This window comes from Exiguobacterium aurantiacum DSM 6208, assembly GCF_000702585.1.
Taxonomy (GTDB): domain Bacteria; phylum Bacillota; class Bacilli; order Exiguobacteriales; family Exiguobacteriaceae; genus Exiguobacterium; species Exiguobacterium aurantiacum.
On sequence record NZ_JNIQ01000001.1, the window covers coordinates 41244 to 57528 of the forward strand.

A 16285-nucleotide genomic window follows, 5' to 3' on the forward strand; every position below is an offset into this window, starting at 1 on the left:
AATCTACAACAACATCACATTTCAGCGAGGTAACCATGGAACCAGTAGTCGAACACTCAATGAGTCATAATTATTTTCTCGTGATTCTTTCTTATATCATCGCCGCCGTTTCTGCCTATGCCGCCATCGAACTGGCCCGGCGCGTCAACTCGACGAACCGTTCCGCGCAAAATATGTGGATCTTAGCGGGAGGCGCCACGCTCGGACTCGGCATTTGGTCGATGCACTTTATCGCCATGCTCGCCCACGAGACGCTTCGACCAGTCACGTATTCGATTCCGCTCGTCTTCTTGTCGGTCGTGATCGCGATGGCCGGCTGTATTCTCGGTTTTTTGATTGTCTCACGTCGTACGACTCGTCCTGCCTTGCTCGGTGCGGGCGTCTTGATGGGAGTCAGTATCGCCAGTATGCATTACATCGGCATGGATGCGATTCAAGGCGTCACCATCTCGTACAATTCTTGGTTGGCCGTCTTGTCACTTGGCATTGCCATCTTCGCCTCGCTCGTCGCCTTATGGATCGGCTTCTTCTCGAAGTACGCGAAACAAAAGATCGACCTCGAGCTGAAAGTATTCTTCTCCCTACTTATGGGCGTCGCCATTTTCGGGATGCATTACGTCGGCATGATGGCATCTTCGTTCACATTTTTAGAAGGGAACAACCCGGCTGTCATCGGGATCGAGCCATCGCTTCTCGCCTGGCTCGTGACGGCCATCACGATCATCTTGTTCGCCATCTTCTTCTTGTCGCTCACACTCGACCGGCACTTGCGTCGCCGCGAGTTGATTCAAGCGACGATTCTCGATTCGACGACGGACGCGGTCGTCACGACCTCAAAAGACGGAGTGATTCAATATGCGAACACGGCGTTCTATCGTCTGTTCGACCAACGCGAAGATCAGTTCTTCCAAGACTATCACGCTTCGTTGTCCATTCAGCAACCGTTCTATGAAGCGCATCGGCTCGATATTGATGAGAAGACGATCGAAGTGACGTCTTACCCGCTTAAAGGGGAAACGATGGACCAAGTGCTTTGGTTCTTGCGTGACGTTTCCGAGACGATCGCCTCACAACGGCTCGTCGAGCATATGGCGTTCCACGATTCGCTCACGGATTTGCCGAACCGGCATAAGCTTGAACGTATCCTCGCCGATCACATCCGCGTCGAAGACCCGGTTGCCTGTCTATATATCGATATCGATCGTTGGCGTTTCTTGAGCGATATGCTCGGCCATAACGGCTCCGACCAATTGGCGCTTCAAATCGCGGATCGTCTCAAGCATACGATCCATCCGGACGATGTCTTGACCCGCGTCGGATCGTCGGAGTTCATCATCTTGCTATTCGATAAGCGAAGCACGCTCGCCAAACAGAAGGCTGAAAAATGCATCAAGGCGATTTCTCAACCGTTCGATATCGACGGCACGACCGTCGAGTTAACAATGAGCGCCGGAATCAGTCATTATCCGAAAGACACGACATCGGCGGATGAACTTGTCCAATATGCCCGCCTCGCTGTGCATGAGTCGAAACGGACCGGTAAAAATCAAATCAAAGAGTTCGAGGATGAATCGAAACAACAGATTTTACGTACGGTCGAGATTGAGAAGGCGTTAGCTCAAGCACTTGACCGCGAAGAGTTCTCGCTCGTCTATCAACCGAAAGTCTCACTCACGCATAATCGACTTGAAGGAGTCGAGGCATTGCTTCGTTGGCATCACCCTGTGCTCGGCCACGTCGGACCTGATGATTTCATCCCGATCGCTGAGAATACTGGCTTGATCCACCCCATCGGGACATGGGTCATGCGAGAGTCATGCCGGGCCTGGGTCCGTTGGCATAAGGCCGGCGTGAAGCCGTTCACCTTGTCCGTCAACGTCTCCCCTCTCCAATTCGCGCGTGAGGATTTCGTCGAAACGTTGCAATCGATTCTTGACGAGACCGGGATGGATCCGATGTTCCTAGAACTCGAAGTGACCGAGTCATCGATGCTTTCCTATGAAGCGTCGACACGAGAGAAGCTCACGCAACTCCATCAGTTCGGGATTTTGATCTCACTCGACGACTTCGGGACCGGTTATTCATCGTTCCGCCAACTTCGGGAACTTCCCGTCCAAGTGCTCAAGATTGATCGCTCATTCATCATCAACTTATTCACGGACCGGAACCAAGAAGCGATCGTCCGCTCGATGATTCAACTCGGCCACAACCTTGGCATGAAAGTGCTCATGGAAGGCGTGGAGACGTCCGACCAACTCGAATGGCTGCTGAACGAAAGATGCGACTATGTCCAAGGCTATTACTTCAGTCGTCCGCTTCGAGAGAAAGATGTCTTGAAACACGTCAAATCCGTGACGACGTATATCGAGTTCGGCAAGACCCGGACGTAACGAGACTGCAGTTCGCTGCAGTCTTTTTTGTATGACGGTTTGTCAAATTAAGCGCAACACTTCCTCGGTGAAGGCCTCGTGTGCGGTTTTCCAGTCCAGGCACTTTCTTGGTCGCCCGTTGATCTTGGCCAGCGCATCCGCGAGTTCACCGTCACCGACCTGCGCGAAGTCCGTTCCTTTCGGGAAGAACTCGCGGAGGAGCCCGTTGGCGTTCTCGTTGCTCCCCCGTTGCCACGATGAGTACGGGTCGGCGAAATACATCGGCACGCCGAGCGACGCCTGGATGCGCTCGTGACCGCTGAACTCCTTGCCCCGGTCCGTCGTCGCCGTCTCGAACGTGCCTTCCGGGAAGGCACCGTGCACCGCATGGATCGCCCCCTCCATCGAGGCCGCGGTGCGGTCCGCGATTGGCAGGGCGAGATAGAACCGGCTCTTCCGCTCGATGAACGTCGCGACGCACGCCTTCGATTTCCCGCGTCCGGAGACGACGGTGTCGAGCTCCCAATGCCCGAATGTCCGGCGCCCCCTGACCTCTGGAGGTCGTTTCGAGATGGGGAGACCGACGTTGATGCGACCGCGCGTCTCGGTCGGCTTTTGGCGTTTCCCCTTCTGGCGGAGCACGGTCACGGGCACGTCGATCCGTCCCGCATAGATCCAGCGGTAGATGGTGGAGAAGGCAATTTTTCCTGCGTAGAGGCGGCCGACGATCTGTTCTGGTGACCAGGTCGCACGCAGCTTCTCGACGATCGTCCGGCGCATCGTGTCGTCGAGCTTCGTCTTGACGCCGCAATGGGTTTTCGCCTTCTCGTAGCGTTTCTGCGCACGTCCTGACTCGTAGCCGGGGTTCCGTCTGATCTCCCGCGAGACGGTCGAGGGCTGTCGCCCGATCCGTCTCGCGATGGACCGGATGGACATCCCGAGCTCCAGATAGGTCTCTATTTTCACGCGCTCCGTTGTGGTAAGATGGGTGTAGCTCATAGCGATTCCTCCGTCTGAATGTTTGTGTCGTAACTTCATTCTAAACGAGGCCATCGCTGTGGGCTTTTTTTGCGTTCACGTTCAGATGTTGCACTTAATTTTATAATTCATCGTATGCAAAAATCCTCCCATGCCGCTCGGGCACAGGAGAATCAAGTTACGAGACACGCGCTTTTTCTTGCTCGCGAATCAAGTGATATTGTTCGAGGATCAGTGTCGTCAGCGTGTCCTCTTCATGGAGACCGAGATATTTCTCAACCGTCGACAAGATTCCTGACTCTTCGATCGACAAATAGAGTTCAGAAGATTCTGAATCCTCGGGGTTGTAATAGTTCAAGGCAGCGGCGATCCCATAGGCGAGCTCGTTCGGCTCGATGCCGTTGTCGATGAGTTCACGGGCCGGTTTGACGAGCCGGTCACTCGGACCGAGCTTACGAATCGGGGAACGGGCGACGCGCGAGATCTCATCTTTTAGTTTCGGGTTTTCAAAGCGCTTGATAATCTTTTGAATGTACTGGCTATGTTCTTTCGCTTCGAAGCCGTACTTTTCAAGCAACAGCCAACCGGTCTCATACAAAGCACCTTGCACGACTTGGCGGACGCGACGATCTTTCAACGCCTCGTCGATCGTCCCTTTCTCAAACAAAGAGCCGATATATGACGCGATGGCGTGACCCGTGTTGACCGTGAACAGCTTCCGCTCGATATATGGACCAATCTCGTCGACCCACGTCACACCGTGAAGCGGGGGCCGCACGTCCAATCCTTGCGTTTCGATGACCCATTCATAAAACGTCTCGACTTCGACATAGAGCGGATCAACGTGTTGCTGTAACGGCACGATGCGGTCGACGGCCGCGTTCGGGAACGAGACGTCTGCCGAACCGACACCACCTGCTGCTTCAACTCCTCGTTGTAGCGAGGCGCTGCCACCGATCATGTTCTCACACGCGATGACGTAAACTGGCGCGTCTGAGGCACGATCTCGTAGTCCCATGCTGATGAGCGGAGCGACTTTTGGAAGTAACGTCGGTCCAACCGCCGTCGTGACAAGATCGGCCTCGGCGATGAGCGCGATGACGCGCTCCGGGTCTTTCAGGCTGTTGACGCCGCGTACCCGGTCGACGACGACGTTGTCAACGCCTTCTTCGGCGAATCCGACCTCGTAATAGCGTTTCGCCTCGAGCGCTTCAATCACCGTATCGTTAATATCAACGAACGTCACCTCGTACCCACTCTGATTGAGCAAGAGCCCGATAAAACCGCGTCCGATGTTTCCTGCCCCGAAATGTACAGCTTTCATTACGCCACCTCTTCCATGAATAGCGACAAAATCTCTTCTTTCGTCTCGGCACGAACTAACCGCTCGACGTTATCTTCGTCCGAACAGATGACGGCGATTTGGGAAAGGAGTTCAAGATGCTCATCGTTCACCCCAGCGATGCCAATGACGAGTTTCGCCGTCTTTCCTCCAAAATCGACCCCTTCAGGCACTTGAATAATCGAGATGCCCGTCTTTTGAACGGCCGATTTCGCTTCTTCCGTCCCGTGTGGAATCGCCACCTGGTTCCCGATATACACGCTCGAGAGCGCTTGACGCTCATGCATCGCCTCGATATAGGCCGGTGATACGCAACCGGCGGCGTGTAACACCTCTCCGGCTGCGTTGATCGCTTCGGCAGTCGTATTGAACGTTTGATTGAGTCGAATCATCTCTGTCTGAATGAATGGCATTTTAGTTCCTCCTATACCTAAACCTTGTCTCTGTCTGCGTTGTTATGAGATTTTGCTACGTTCTGCTTTAATTTCTTCAATCAATTGGTCATAGTAGTCCGCGTTCAAGAAGTTCGTCACCGAGCGATGGATTGCGTTCGGTGCCTGTTCTTCGGCACGGTCTGTCAAATCTTGATGGGTGATGACGAATTGCGCGTCTTTCGGCAATTGGCTGATGGACGTGTTCGTCACTTTGATTGGCAAGTTCGCCTTATTCACTTTATTGCGTAGGACCGAAGCCCCCATCGCGCTTGAGCCCATACCGGCGTCACAAGCAAAGATGATGTGGTCGACTTTGTCGAGACGGTCTTGTACGAGCGCTGACGCATAAGACTGCTTGCCTTTCATCGCGCTGACGTTTTGTGTCGCTTCTTCGAGTGACACTTCTTCGGCCGCGCTCGACTTCAAGATGACGCTCGCAACGGCGAAGGTCACCGCTGCTGATAAGAGGATCCCTGCAATCAGCCCGACGTGTGAACCGCGTGATGCCATCGCGAGAATCGCGAAGATACTACCTGGTGAAGCTGGTGCGACGAGACCGACATCGAACAAGACGAAAGTGAAGATACCTGTCGCGCCCCCGGCGATCATCGCCAAGATCAAGATCGGTTTCATCAACACGTATGGGAAGTAAATCTCATGGATCCCACCGAGGAAGTGGATGATCGCTGCCCCAGGAGCTGTCCGTTTGGCTGCGCCTTTAGCGAAGAACATGTAAGCGAGAAGTAAACCAAGACCTGGTCCCGGGTTTGCTTCAAGTAAGAAAAGAACCGATTTTCCAGCGTCGGCGACTTGATCGACACCGAGCGGGCTCAAAATCCCGTGGTTGATGGCGTTGTTCAAGAAGAGGACTTTTGCTGGTTCAATGAACAAACTTGCGATTGGAAGCAACTTCGCCCCGACGATCCAGTCGACGCCTGCTGCCATAACTTTGTCGAGTCCGCTCATGATCGGTCCGAAGATCTCGAAACCACCAAGCATGAGAAGACCACCGACGATCCCGACTGAGAAGTTGTTGACGAGCATCTCGAATCCGGCTTTTACTTTTCCTTCAAGGGCACGGTCGACTTGACGGATGATGTAACCGCCGAGTGGACCCATGATCATCGCACCAAGGAACATCGGAATGTCCGTCCCGACGATGACACCCATCGTGGCGAGCGCCCCGACGACACCGCCTCGAACGTCATGAAGCAATTTACCACCTGTGAACCCGATCAAGAGTGGTAAGAGATACGTGATCGTCGGACCGACGAGCTCGGCCAAGTTCTCATTCGGCCACCAGCCTGTCGGGATGAAGAGTGCTGTGATGATCCCCCAAGCGATGAAGGCGCCGATGTTCGGCATGACCATCCCGCTCAGGAAACTCCCGAACCGTTGTACTTTGACTCGAACCCCGCCCGAGCCAGCTTGCGTATTCGCCATGTATAAAACCTCCAGTCCTTAATTGTGAAAGGTTGTTGTGTAGTGTAGCTAACCGGTTTGTGCTCTACACCTGTATTGTAGACCCGGGGTAAGCGCTTACTCAATTCAATCCAGTTCATAGTTTGGCAACATTTCGTGCCAAACAAAAAAATGACCACGACGGGTCATTTCTCGTGCAGCGCGTCTTGCATCATGTTTTTCATGCAATCATGAAGCAATAGGCGCAGTTCTTTCTTTGATCCGGTACTATATAAGGTCATCTGTTCTTCACTTTCGATGAGCGAGCCACTGACCGCACTCAAAAACTGGAGCTCGATGTCGCGCGCCTCTTCTGGTGCCAGCAACACGAGCAGACGGGAGACGGGTTCCGTCGATTGATCCATCATGAGAAGCGGAATCGACGTCGTCAAATCGAACGCGAACACACTCGCCCGTTCAATCGACGGGTGACGTCCGTGGAACAACGCCAGCTTCGTACCGGGAATACCGAGACCGGCCACTTCGTGTCGGCGGAGCAGTTGCGCCGACAATTGGATTCCACTCTCGACGAGACCGCGTTCTTCTAAATGTGTGCCGAGGTCGAATAAGATGTCCTCGAGCCGGTCACTATTGTCGAGCGTGACGAGGTCGAACTGACGGTCCATCCGCTCAAACGTCTCGACGAGTTCACCGAGCTCACCAAAATCGAGCATCTTCGAACGTGACTTCACATCTTTTGTTTGGAACGATTGTGGCAGCGACAACAGCAAGTGACGGACCCGCTGCACTTCCTCGGTCGTCAACAACGGATTGACCATGAGCGTCGGCACCGCTAAGGGCGGCAACGGGACGGTCGACAGAATGACATCGTAATCATCGAGCCGGTGCTGTTCAAGGCCAAACAACGACGAGTTGACGACATTTTGCATCTCCGGGAACTCTTGCTTCACGCGATTGACAAGCATCTTTGACGACCCGAGGCCGGCCGAACAGACGACGAGCGCCCGATATTCGCGACGACGCACTGGTTTGACGAGCGCGGCCGCAAAATGCATCGCCCAAAACACCGTTTCGTCTTCTGTGAACGTGTTCGTCCCGAAAACGATATCGGCTGCCTGTTGGATGGCCGCCCGCAAGTTCGGATAGTCTCGGTCGATGTGCGGCCGGACCGTCTCCGTATCTGGAAGCGCCTGCGTGTTCAAGCTCGACAAGATATGGGCGAGCAGTCCTTTCTCGAGCGCGGTATCGTCGGTGAAGGCGAACCCATGGATGAGGGAGACGTGATGGATTAGTTTATGCACGCGAATCTGCATGACCCAACGTTCTTCCTCGTCTTCTTGCATCTGTTCTTTTAAGGAGCGGAGCCGATTCGCTTCTTCCGCAAACCAGACACGCTCAGCCATCGAAAACGGGACCCCGAGTGCCGTTTCCATTTCTTGAGCGACTTTCAAATAATCGTCCGAACGACCTTTCGTGTACATCTCTAAGAAGAAGCCGGCATCGAGTCTCGCTTGTTGCACCCCGTAGGCGAACGTGACGCGCATGATCGTCCGGTCATCCATCCGTTCGAATGAATGATTCTTTAAATAGTCGTAACCGTCCCGAAGCGCCTCGAGCATGACGTCACATGGGACCGTCTTCAAGAAGGCAGGGATGTAGTCGTCTTCACCGCGAACGAAACGGTAAAACGCGAGCGTGTCCCAATGCGCCATGAGCGCATTGATCATGAGCTTACGCTTTTCTGCCTCCAGACCGAGCACTTGGGCGCCGACCCCTTTCTTCCGTTCGACCTCGAGGTTGTATTCGTCGAACCAGCGATCTAGCTTCTCCAAGTCTTGCGTGAGCGTGCTCGGAGAAACGTGCATCTGCTTCGCGACGGCCTGCAGTTTCAGCATGTCTTTCTCAAATAAGAGCCGCCACGCCAGTTCAAAGATACGGTCCTCCGCCGTCGGGATCGCCTCGGCCGAAAGAATCAAATCCTCCCGCAGTTGCTGTTTCGCATTCGCTGCGCCGACGAGACTGAGTCCTCGCCCTCGCTGCCACGATAGTTCAAGTTCGAACTCTTTTAACACACCTTCGAGCAATTGGCGTTCCCGTTGAATCGTCCGTTCAGACAAATTCACCGCTTGCGCAATCTCCGCGAGCGGTGTCGATGTCTCCGTACCTAATAAATGTAGTAAAATCGAGCGCTCGCGAGCGCTCCACTCATGCTTCATATCGCTTCACCCATTCCTCGACGATTTGTCGATATTCCTCGAGCGACAACATGTTTCTGACCGGGCGAACGTACGCCGTTGGATGCGATGGTCGGTTCGTTCCGTCTTGATAGATGACCAACTTCACGTCGTCAGGGATGTCCCGACCTGTACCGTGTGCCACTTCGCACACAAGACGCCCCGAACACGCTTGGGCAAACAGCTTCGCCGCCATCGCGCTAGTGACGAAGCCGCATGGACAGGCAATGTATACGTTCATGTCAAACCTTCTTTCGTCGCTTATCTTTATATAACCATACGATGGAACCGCTTACTTCACCTACTATTTTGCTTGTTGGCAAAGAAATCGGCAAGCAGTAAAAAGCACCTCTCTGTTTAGAGAAGTGCTTTCGCGATCATTGGATTATTCAACCGTCACCGATTTTGCCAAGTTGCGCGGCTTGTCGACGTCGCAACCCCGGGCGAGCGCGGCGTAATACGCCATGAGTTGAACCGGGAGCACCGTCACGAGCGGGGCGAGAAGCGGTTCGACGTGCGGCAAGATGAACTCGTCGTCCTCATGCTCGACCCCTTGCATCGAGATGATGCAGGCGTTCGCGCCACGGGCGACGACTTCTTTGACGTTGCTGCGAATGTTCAAGTTCGTCTTCGGCTGCGAGATGAGTGCGATGACCGGCGTCCCGTCCTCGATCAAGGCAATCGATCCGTGCTTGAGCTCTCCACCTGGATAGCCTTCCGCTTGGATATACGAGATCTCCTTCACTTTGAGCGCGCCTTCTAGACAAACCGACGCGTCGAGCCCGCGTCCGATGAAGAACGTGTTCGGTGTCGTCTTCAAGTAACGTTCTGCCAAATCTTCGAACAGTTCTTTTTGTGACATGACCGAGTCCATGATCGTCGCGACACGCGCGAGTTCTGGCATCAATTCGAACGGTAGCTCTTTTCCGTTCGCGCGGGCAATATCATAGGCGAGGATGGCGAGCACCGCGATTTGGGCCGTGTACGCCTTCGTCGACGCGACCGCGATCTCTGGTCCAGCGTGGAGGAGCATCGTCTCGTTCGCCTCACGCGAGAGCGTCGACCCTGGCACGTTCGTCATCGTCAGCGCCTTATGGCCACGCTTCTTCACTTCGACGAGGACGGCTCGGCTGTCGGCCGTCTCCCCGGACTGCGACAAGAAGACGAAGAGCGGACGTTCACTTAAAAGTGGCATGTTGTAGCCGAACTCTGATGAGATATGCACCTCGGTCGGGATGCCGGCAATCCGTTCTAAAATGTCTTTCCCGACAAGCCCGGCGTTATAGCTCGTGCCGCACGCGACGATATAGATGCGGTCGGCCTCAGAGACGAGCGAGCGCACGCCTTCCGTGAGCTCGATGTCGCCGTCGGCGTTCTGATAGTGCTGGATGATGTTGCGGATGACGGCCGGTTGCTCGTCCATCTCCTTCAACATGTAGTGCGCGTACGTGCCCTTCTCGATGTCTGACGCATCGATCTCGGCCGTGTACGGCGCGCGTTCCAATACTTCACCGTCGAGCGTCTTGATCGTCGCCGACTCGCGCGTCAAGATGACGATCTCGCCATCGTGAAGCTCGAGGTACTGGTCCGTCACCTGGAGCATCGCCATCGCGTCAGACGCGACAACGTTGAACGTGCCGTCGCCGAGTCCGACGAGGAGCGGCGACTTGTTCTTGCCGATATAGAGGCGCTCTTCGTCCTCCGAGTCGATCATCGCGATCGCGTACGAGCCGTGAAGTTCAGCGAGCGTCTTGCGGAACGCCGATTCGACGTCGCCGAGCGCGACGAAGTTCTTCTCCATCAGCTGGACGATGACTTCCGTGTCCGTCTCCGACTTGAACGGGACGTCGAGCGTCGCCTTGAGCTGTTCGTCGTTCTCGATGACCCCGTTGTGGACGAGCGTGAAGCGTGCCGTCGTGCTCTGATGCGGGTGGGCGTTCGGGACGCTCGGCACGCCGTGTGTCGCCCAACGTGTGTGGCCAATCCCGACCGTACCTTCCGCTTCGACCGGGACGATGTCACGAAGTGCGGCGATACGCCCGACTTCTTTAAACACGTTCACGTTTTCTCCGACGAGCGCGATCCCGGCTGAGTCATAGCCGCGGTACTCGAGTTTCTCAAGCCCTTTCAACAAAATCTCTTTCGTCCCGACTTGACCGATCATTCCTACAATTCCACACATACACAATTCTCCTCTATATTTGATTTCTCGAAAAAAGGAAACGGGCTTTTTTGAGTGCTGTCAATGTGCCCCACTTTGTCCGTCCGGTCACCCGAACGCTTTACTGGAACACTCTTAGTCGTGACAGGCGACTAGAAGGCATCCGCCGAAATCTCGATCACCTTCGTCCTCGTCAACTCCGCAGAGTTCTGGCGCTTCTCAATCATATCCAGCCGTTTCTCCAGATACCCTTTCATGCTAGCGGTTCTCCATAAGCACGAATAGCATTTTTATCACACCATCTTCCGATACTTTTTTACCGTTCATGCAAAAGTCACCACTTTCACTAAAAAGCCATTTTTTCAACAGGCTTGTCCCGACGCGTCGGTTCAGTCATGATGGAAGTAACTCGTGATGAAACGGAGGAACGGCTATGAACATCGGCTTTCTCGTCGTCGGCATTATCTTATCGACGCTCTCGAAATGGTTGCAAGTTCAAGGGGAGGACGAACTCGGGGATTTGCTCGTGTTCCCCGCCGCCTTCTTTCTCGGCTTGGCGCTTGTGACGAGCTTTCCGTTCTTCAAAGACTGGTGGCGCGAACCGTCCAGCCGCCCGAGAGCACTGCGATTCGCAAGCCTCGTCGCGGTCAGCATTCTATCGTTCCAGCTGTTCGCCTGGCTCGTCTTCGGTCAAGGTGAGTGGCTCGGAGCACTGTTCTTGTTGCCGTTCTTCATTTGCGTTTATTTCATCGTTCGGACGTTCAAATAAAATGGGGAAGCGCTCAGGCGCTCCCCCATTTTCGTTCTTCAGTCAATTCGGCTTCGGAGACGTAATTGTCATCGAGACTAGCCATATAGCGCTCGTACCACTTGCCAATCGGAACCGACAAGAGAAACGAGACCACCCCAATCAGGAAGAACGTTTGGAGTGACATGAGCTTCGTGAGCGCAGCGTAGACCCACAGTAAAATGAGTGGGTACATCAATAGTCCGCTCAACGAATAGAAGTGGATGAGACGTCTTGCCTCGCGAGATACCAGATACTTCTTTTTAATCGTCTCGCGTCGCCATGACTTATAAAAGTCAGGCAGGCCCGCCACCGCTCCGATGAAGAAGACCGTCACCGTGGAGAGCCAGTCATATTCGACTAGGAAAAACAGAATCACGACACCGACAAAAGACAAGAGAACGACGGACGTCTTTTTCGCGCTGTCGAACGCCATGAGTTCACGCATCTGGCTACGCTTATCCATGACGCGCCTCCTCTAACTCACGCGCTTCCCGAATTAACTTCAAATCCTTGTCGGTCAAATAGCGATCGTCATGTGTTTGGATGATGCGGTCGAGCCACTTGCCGATGAACGAGGCACCCCAGAAAAAGGCTTGCGACAACAAGAAGGCTTGGAACGATTGCGGTTGCGGTGTCTGATTAAAGACGACGTACCCGAAATAGCCGATGGCGGCAAAACCGATGAACATCGCCGTATAACGTAACGACAACAACCTGCGCGCCTTTTTGTTCTTAACGAACCGTAGCCACAAGTTAAACTTGGCGACTTCGATGCCAATCAATAGGAAGCAAAAACCGAAAATCGTTGCCATGATTGCGCCTGTTGACAGGTCTCGGTAAGAGGCGAATGTCAACATCCCGATGATGACCGTCGCAGTGAGAATGCCGATCGTCCAACCCGTGAACGTCTGAAAGCGTAATAGTGTATCGATTTGTCGTTTTGAATGCGGGGATAATTCCATTTAGCTCATCCTTTCAATCAGTTGTTCATAGGTCGGCATGTCCGGCTCTACTGCCTGTAGTTGCTTTGTAATGAGACGGTCGCGGTACGAGTCCGTGAATCGCATGACAGCGAAGAGGACACCAATCAACAATCCGATGCTATGGTCGAGGACCAGCGCCGTCATCGATACCGCCAATAAGAGCGCCTCTAGCCATGTCATCGCATATTGGATGCGGAGCCACTTGATGGCCAAGGGATTCGTTGCGACGTGACGCATGATGCGATACTCATTCGTCCCCATGAAGATGAGAAAGATGGCGAGTAGCCACATTAAAGGAATCAACCACATCCATTGGGCGAACAATGCATACAGAAAGGCAGCGAGGTAGATAATCAGTGCCGGGACCCCGTACCGTCGAATCTTGATGACTTGTCTAACGTCGCGTTGCATCTGCTCCCCCCTCTCCCTTTCATATCTTCCATTTCTTCCTTAGTATACGAAAATCGATTCGCTCCCGTTTCAAATTTACTAAATATTCCTTCAATAATCGTTCGACGTTTTTCAACAAATGACGAAGGATTGTCCGCCATCTGAACCTATTATCTGATATACTGATAGCGTATTCATGCCTACAAATTTTTATGTGAAAGGTGCAGACAGTCATGGCCCCAAAGTATAAACAAGTCGCCGAACAGATTGAGACGGATATTATGAATCACGTCTACCAACATACGAGCAAGCTCCTCACCGAAGACGAATATGCGACGAAATATGGCGTCAGTCGCAACACGGTCCGGAAGGCGATCGAGATTCTCGTCAATAAAGGTTACGTCTATCAAGTGCAGGGGAGCGGTGTCTTCGTCCGCGACCACTACATGAGTGATTACGTGAACCTTGAGAAACTGCAAGGTCTCACGAGTGACTTCAGTGGACGGAAAGTCGAGACGCGTGTCCTCGATTTTGAGCTGACGACAGCGAATGAGGAAGTCGCTGAACGGATGAAGTGTGACGTCGGGACACCGGTCTACTACGTGAAACGTCTTCGTCTCGTCGATGACCATCCGTTCTCGCTCGAAGATTCCTACTTCCGAAAAGACCTCGTCGTCTACCTCGACCGCAACATCACCGAGAAGTCGATTTACAACTACTTCCGCAACGATCAAAAGCTCGCCATCGGCTTTGCCGATCGTGTCATCTACGCCGACTTTTTAAATAAAGAAGATGCCGATTTACTCGGACTGAACGAGAATGACCCGGCCCTCCTCGTCGACAACACCGTCTATTTAACGAACGGTCAAATCTTCGACGTATCGCGCTCGACACATCATTTCCGCCATGTGAAGATGCTGAAAGTCTCGAACATCAAATCCTAAACGCACTCGAGAGCCTGTTCTCGCGTGCGTTTTTTTGTTCACATCTTGTACAAAAAGTAAGGGTTTACATGTAAGCGGTATCGTGCTACTATCAACTTGCAGAATTTGTACCTATGAATTCAGGTTATCCGTACAAAAAGGAGAGATATTATGGTTTCTGAAACAATCGAGATTACACCCGAAGATATCTTCGGTTTAATCGCCCTCTCGGGTGACGCCAAAGCGAGCTACCATCACGCGATGCTCCTCATGCAAGAAGGCAAAGCAGAAGAAGCTGCTGAAGCGGTGAAAGCCGGTGATGCGACATTGAAAGAAGCACACGCCATCCAAACGAAATTCGTCACGCTCGAAGCACAAGGGAAAACGGCTACGGTCGGCGTCCTCATGGTGCACGCGCAAGACCACTTAATGAACACGATCCTCGTCAAAGAGATGCTCGGCTATATGATGAACATGCAAAACGAAATCAACCAATTGAAAGGAATGGATCAAAAATGATGAAAATCGGACTCTTCTGCGCAGCAGGTATGTCAACAAGTATGTTAGTGGAAAAAATGAAAGCGGTCGCAGCTGAACGCGGGATCGAGGCTGAAATCGCAGCTTACCCAGAATCAGAGATGGAAACGTATGTCGACAACCTCGACGTCGCCCTTCTCGGACCACAAGTGAAATACTTGCTCTCGAAAGGCAAACAAATCTGTGAGCCAAAAGGCGTGCCAATCGACGTCATCAACACGATCGACTACGGCATGATGAACGGAGCAAAAGTATTCGACCACGCAATGAAACTTGCAAACAAATAATTCAACTGAGGTGACCACTTTGAAAATGCCTAAAGATTTCTTGTTCGGCGCAGCATCGGCTTCTTACCAAGTCGAAGGCGCATGGAACGAGGACGGGAAAGGACTCTCGAACTGGGACGTCTTCTCGAAAATTCCTGGAAAAACGTTTGAAGATACGAACGGCGACGTCGCTGTCGACCATTACCACCGTTATAAAGAAGATATCGCGCTCATGGCAGAGATGGGACTTGAATCATATCGCTTCTCGATCTCATGGCCGCGTGTCTTCCCGAACGGCACGGGCGAAGTGAACGAAAAAGGGCTCGAGTTTTACAACAACTTGATTGACGAGTGCTTGAAGCACAACATCGTCCCGTTCGTCACACTCTACCACTGGGACCTCCCACAAGCGCTCGAAGAAAAAGGCGGCTGGAAGAACAAAGAGACAGTTGACGCATTCGTCCGTTTCGCCGATACTTGTTTCCAATCGTTCGGCGACCGTGTCCGTCACTGGATCACGTTCAATGAAGCGGTTATCTTCTGCTCGCTCGGCTACTTGACTGGGGCACACCCACCGGGCATCGAAGGAGACGTCAAAGGTTATTTCCAAACGACGCACCACGTCAACGTCGCACACGCTCGTTCAGTCGAATTGTTCAAGCAAGATGGCTACGAAGGCGAAATCGGGATCACGCACGTGTTCAACCCGGCCTTCAGCATCGATGACGCCGAAGAGAACAAATTCGCTGAAATGCACGCGAACGCCTACTCGACACACTGGTTCTACGATCCGGTTCTTAAAGGAACGTATCCGGAATACGTCGTCAAAGGACTCGACGAGCAAGGTCTTCTCCCAGAGATGACAGACGAAGAACTCGACCTCTTGAAGCGTACGGCTTCAATGAACGACTTCATCGGCCTCAACTACTACAGCCCGCAACGCGTCATGAAAAACGACTCGGCGCTCGTCATGGCCGGTGGCCGCGAGAACTCGACTGGCCGCCCAGGTAACCCGTCATTCGACGGCGTCTACAAGACGGTCATGATGGACGACAAAGTCTACACGAAATGGGCTTGGGAAATCTCACCTGAAGCGTTCCTCGACGGCATGCATATGCTCAAGGATCGTTACGGTGACGTGAAAATTTACATCACAGAGAACGGTCTCGGTGACGTCGACCCAATCGTTGACGGCGAAATCCTCGACGACCCACGCATCGAATATATCGAAGGCCACATCCGTGCCGTCAAGCACGCGGTTGAACAAGGCATCAACGTCGCAGGCTACTACGCTTGGTCGGCAATTGATCTTCTCAGCTGGCTCAACGGTTACAAGAAACAATATGGCTTCATCTACGTCGACCACGCCAACGGCCTCGAACGGAAGAAGAAGAAATCGTTCTACTGGTACAAAGACATTATCGCGACACGCGCTGAAAACCTATAAGGAGGTTCC

At 53.1% G+C, this 16285-nt stretch carries 16 protein-coding genes; 6 read left to right on the top strand and 10 right to left on the bottom strand.

The window, feature by feature from the left end:
• The first annotated feature begins 59 nt into the window (after positions 1-59).
• On the top strand, positions 60-2390 hold the full coding sequence (locus tag P398_RS0100205; protein ID WP_029333678.1) for a bifunctional diguanylate cyclase/phosphodiesterase: 2331 nt from the start codon (positions 60-62) through the stop codon (positions 2388-2390).
• A 42-nt stretch (positions 2391-2432) separates the two neighbouring features.
• On the opposite strand, the gene P398_RS0100210 is transcribed toward P398_RS0100205, so the two are convergent.
• The 7 genes from P398_RS0100210 to glmS all read right to left on the bottom strand — a co-directional run bounded on the left by P398_RS0100210 (position 2433) and on the right by glmS (position 10961).
• A complete protein-coding gene (locus tag P398_RS0100210; protein WP_029333679.1) occupies positions 2433-3368 on the bottom strand; it encodes an IS30 family transposase in 936 nt (311 codons plus the stop codon).
• Positions 3369-3525: 157 nt separating this feature from the next.
• Positions 3526-4671, bottom strand: a complete 1146-nt coding sequence (locus P398_RS0100215; protein WP_029333680.1) for a mannitol-1-phosphate 5-dehydrogenase — start codon at positions 4669-4671, stop codon at positions 3526-3528.
• Entirely contained in the window at positions 4671-5102 is a 432-nt protein-coding gene (locus P398_RS17005) for a PTS sugar transporter subunit IIA (RefSeq protein ID WP_029333681.1), read from the bottom strand. The genes P398_RS0100215 and P398_RS17005 overlap by 1 nt, the downstream gene beginning before the upstream one ends.
• Before the next feature lie 42 nt (positions 5103-5144).
• Positions 5145-6566: a PTS mannitol transporter subunit IICB gene (locus tag P398_RS0100225; protein WP_029333682.1), complete on the bottom strand. Its 1422-nt coding sequence runs from the start codon at positions 6564-6566 to the stop codon at positions 5145-5147.
• 164 nt (positions 6567-6730) lie between these two features.
• Positions 6731-8761, bottom strand: coding sequence for a BglG family transcription antiterminator (locus P398_RS0100230; RefSeq protein WP_029333683.1), 2031 nt, complete (start codon positions 8759-8761; stop codon positions 6731-6733).
• Positions 8751-9020, bottom strand: coding sequence for a PTS sugar transporter subunit IIB (locus tag P398_RS0100235; RefSeq protein WP_029333684.1), 270 nt, complete (start codon positions 9018-9020; stop codon positions 8751-8753). The genes P398_RS0100230 and P398_RS0100235 overlap by 11 nt, the downstream gene beginning before the upstream one ends.
• Positions 9021-9164: 144 nt before the next feature.
• The gene (glmS, locus tag P398_RS0100240) at positions 9165-10961 is read right to left on the bottom strand and encodes a glutamine--fructose-6-phosphate transaminase (isomerizing) (RefSeq protein ID WP_029333685.1); all 1797 of its coding nucleotides are present in this window, start codon (positions 10959-10961) and stop codon (positions 9165-9167) included.
• A gap of 412 nt (positions 10962-11373) precedes the next feature.
• Here glmS and P398_RS0100250 point away from each other — a divergent pair, with 412 nt between their 5' ends.
• Positions 11374-11709, top strand: coding sequence for a hypothetical protein (locus P398_RS0100250; RefSeq protein ID WP_029333686.1), 336 nt, complete (start codon positions 11374-11376; stop codon positions 11707-11709).
• 13 nt (positions 11710-11722) lie between these two features.
• Here the strand turns inward: P398_RS0100250 and P398_RS0100255 are convergent, their stop codons facing one another.
• From P398_RS0100255 to P398_RS0100265, 3 genes are read right to left on the bottom strand one after another with little or no spacing between them, the layout of a single operon-like run.
• Positions 11723-12193, bottom strand: coding sequence for a hypothetical protein (locus P398_RS0100255; RefSeq protein WP_024371991.1), 471 nt, complete (start codon positions 12191-12193; stop codon positions 11723-11725).
• Complete coding sequence (locus P398_RS0100260) at positions 12186-12692, bottom strand: hypothetical protein (RefSeq protein WP_029333687.1); 507 nt, start codon at positions 12690-12692, stop codon at positions 12186-12188. The genes P398_RS0100255 and P398_RS0100260 overlap by 8 nt, the downstream gene beginning before the upstream one ends.
• On the bottom strand, positions 12693-13124 hold the full coding sequence (locus P398_RS0100265; RefSeq protein WP_029333688.1) for a hypothetical protein: 432 nt from the start codon (positions 13122-13124) through the stop codon (positions 12693-12695).
• 212 nt (positions 13125-13336) lie between these two features.
• Here P398_RS0100265 and P398_RS0100270 point away from each other — a divergent pair, with 212 nt between their 5' ends.
• From P398_RS0100270 to P398_RS0100285, 4 genes are all read left to right on the top strand, one after another.
• Positions 13337-14047: a GntR family transcriptional regulator gene (locus tag P398_RS0100270; protein ID WP_024371994.1), complete on the top strand. Its 711-nt coding sequence runs from the start codon at positions 13337-13339 to the stop codon at positions 14045-14047.
• A 150-nt stretch (positions 14048-14197) separates the two neighbouring features.
• Positions 14198-14545 (top strand): PTS lactose/cellobiose transporter subunit IIA, encoded by a 348-nt coding sequence (locus P398_RS0100275; RefSeq protein ID WP_021065301.1) that lies wholly within the window; start codon positions 14198-14200, stop codon positions 14543-14545.
• Complete coding sequence (locus P398_RS0100280) at positions 14542-14850, top strand: PTS sugar transporter subunit IIB (protein ID WP_024371995.1); 309 nt, start codon at positions 14542-14544, stop codon at positions 14848-14850. Before P398_RS0100275 ends, P398_RS0100280 begins: the two co-directional genes overlap by 4 nt.
• Positions 14851-14869: 19 nt before the next feature.
• Positions 14870-16276, top strand: coding sequence for a GH1 family beta-glucosidase (locus P398_RS0100285; RefSeq protein ID WP_029333689.1), 1407 nt, complete (start codon positions 14870-14872; stop codon positions 16274-16276).
• Positions 16277-16285 lie beyond the last annotated feature (9 nt).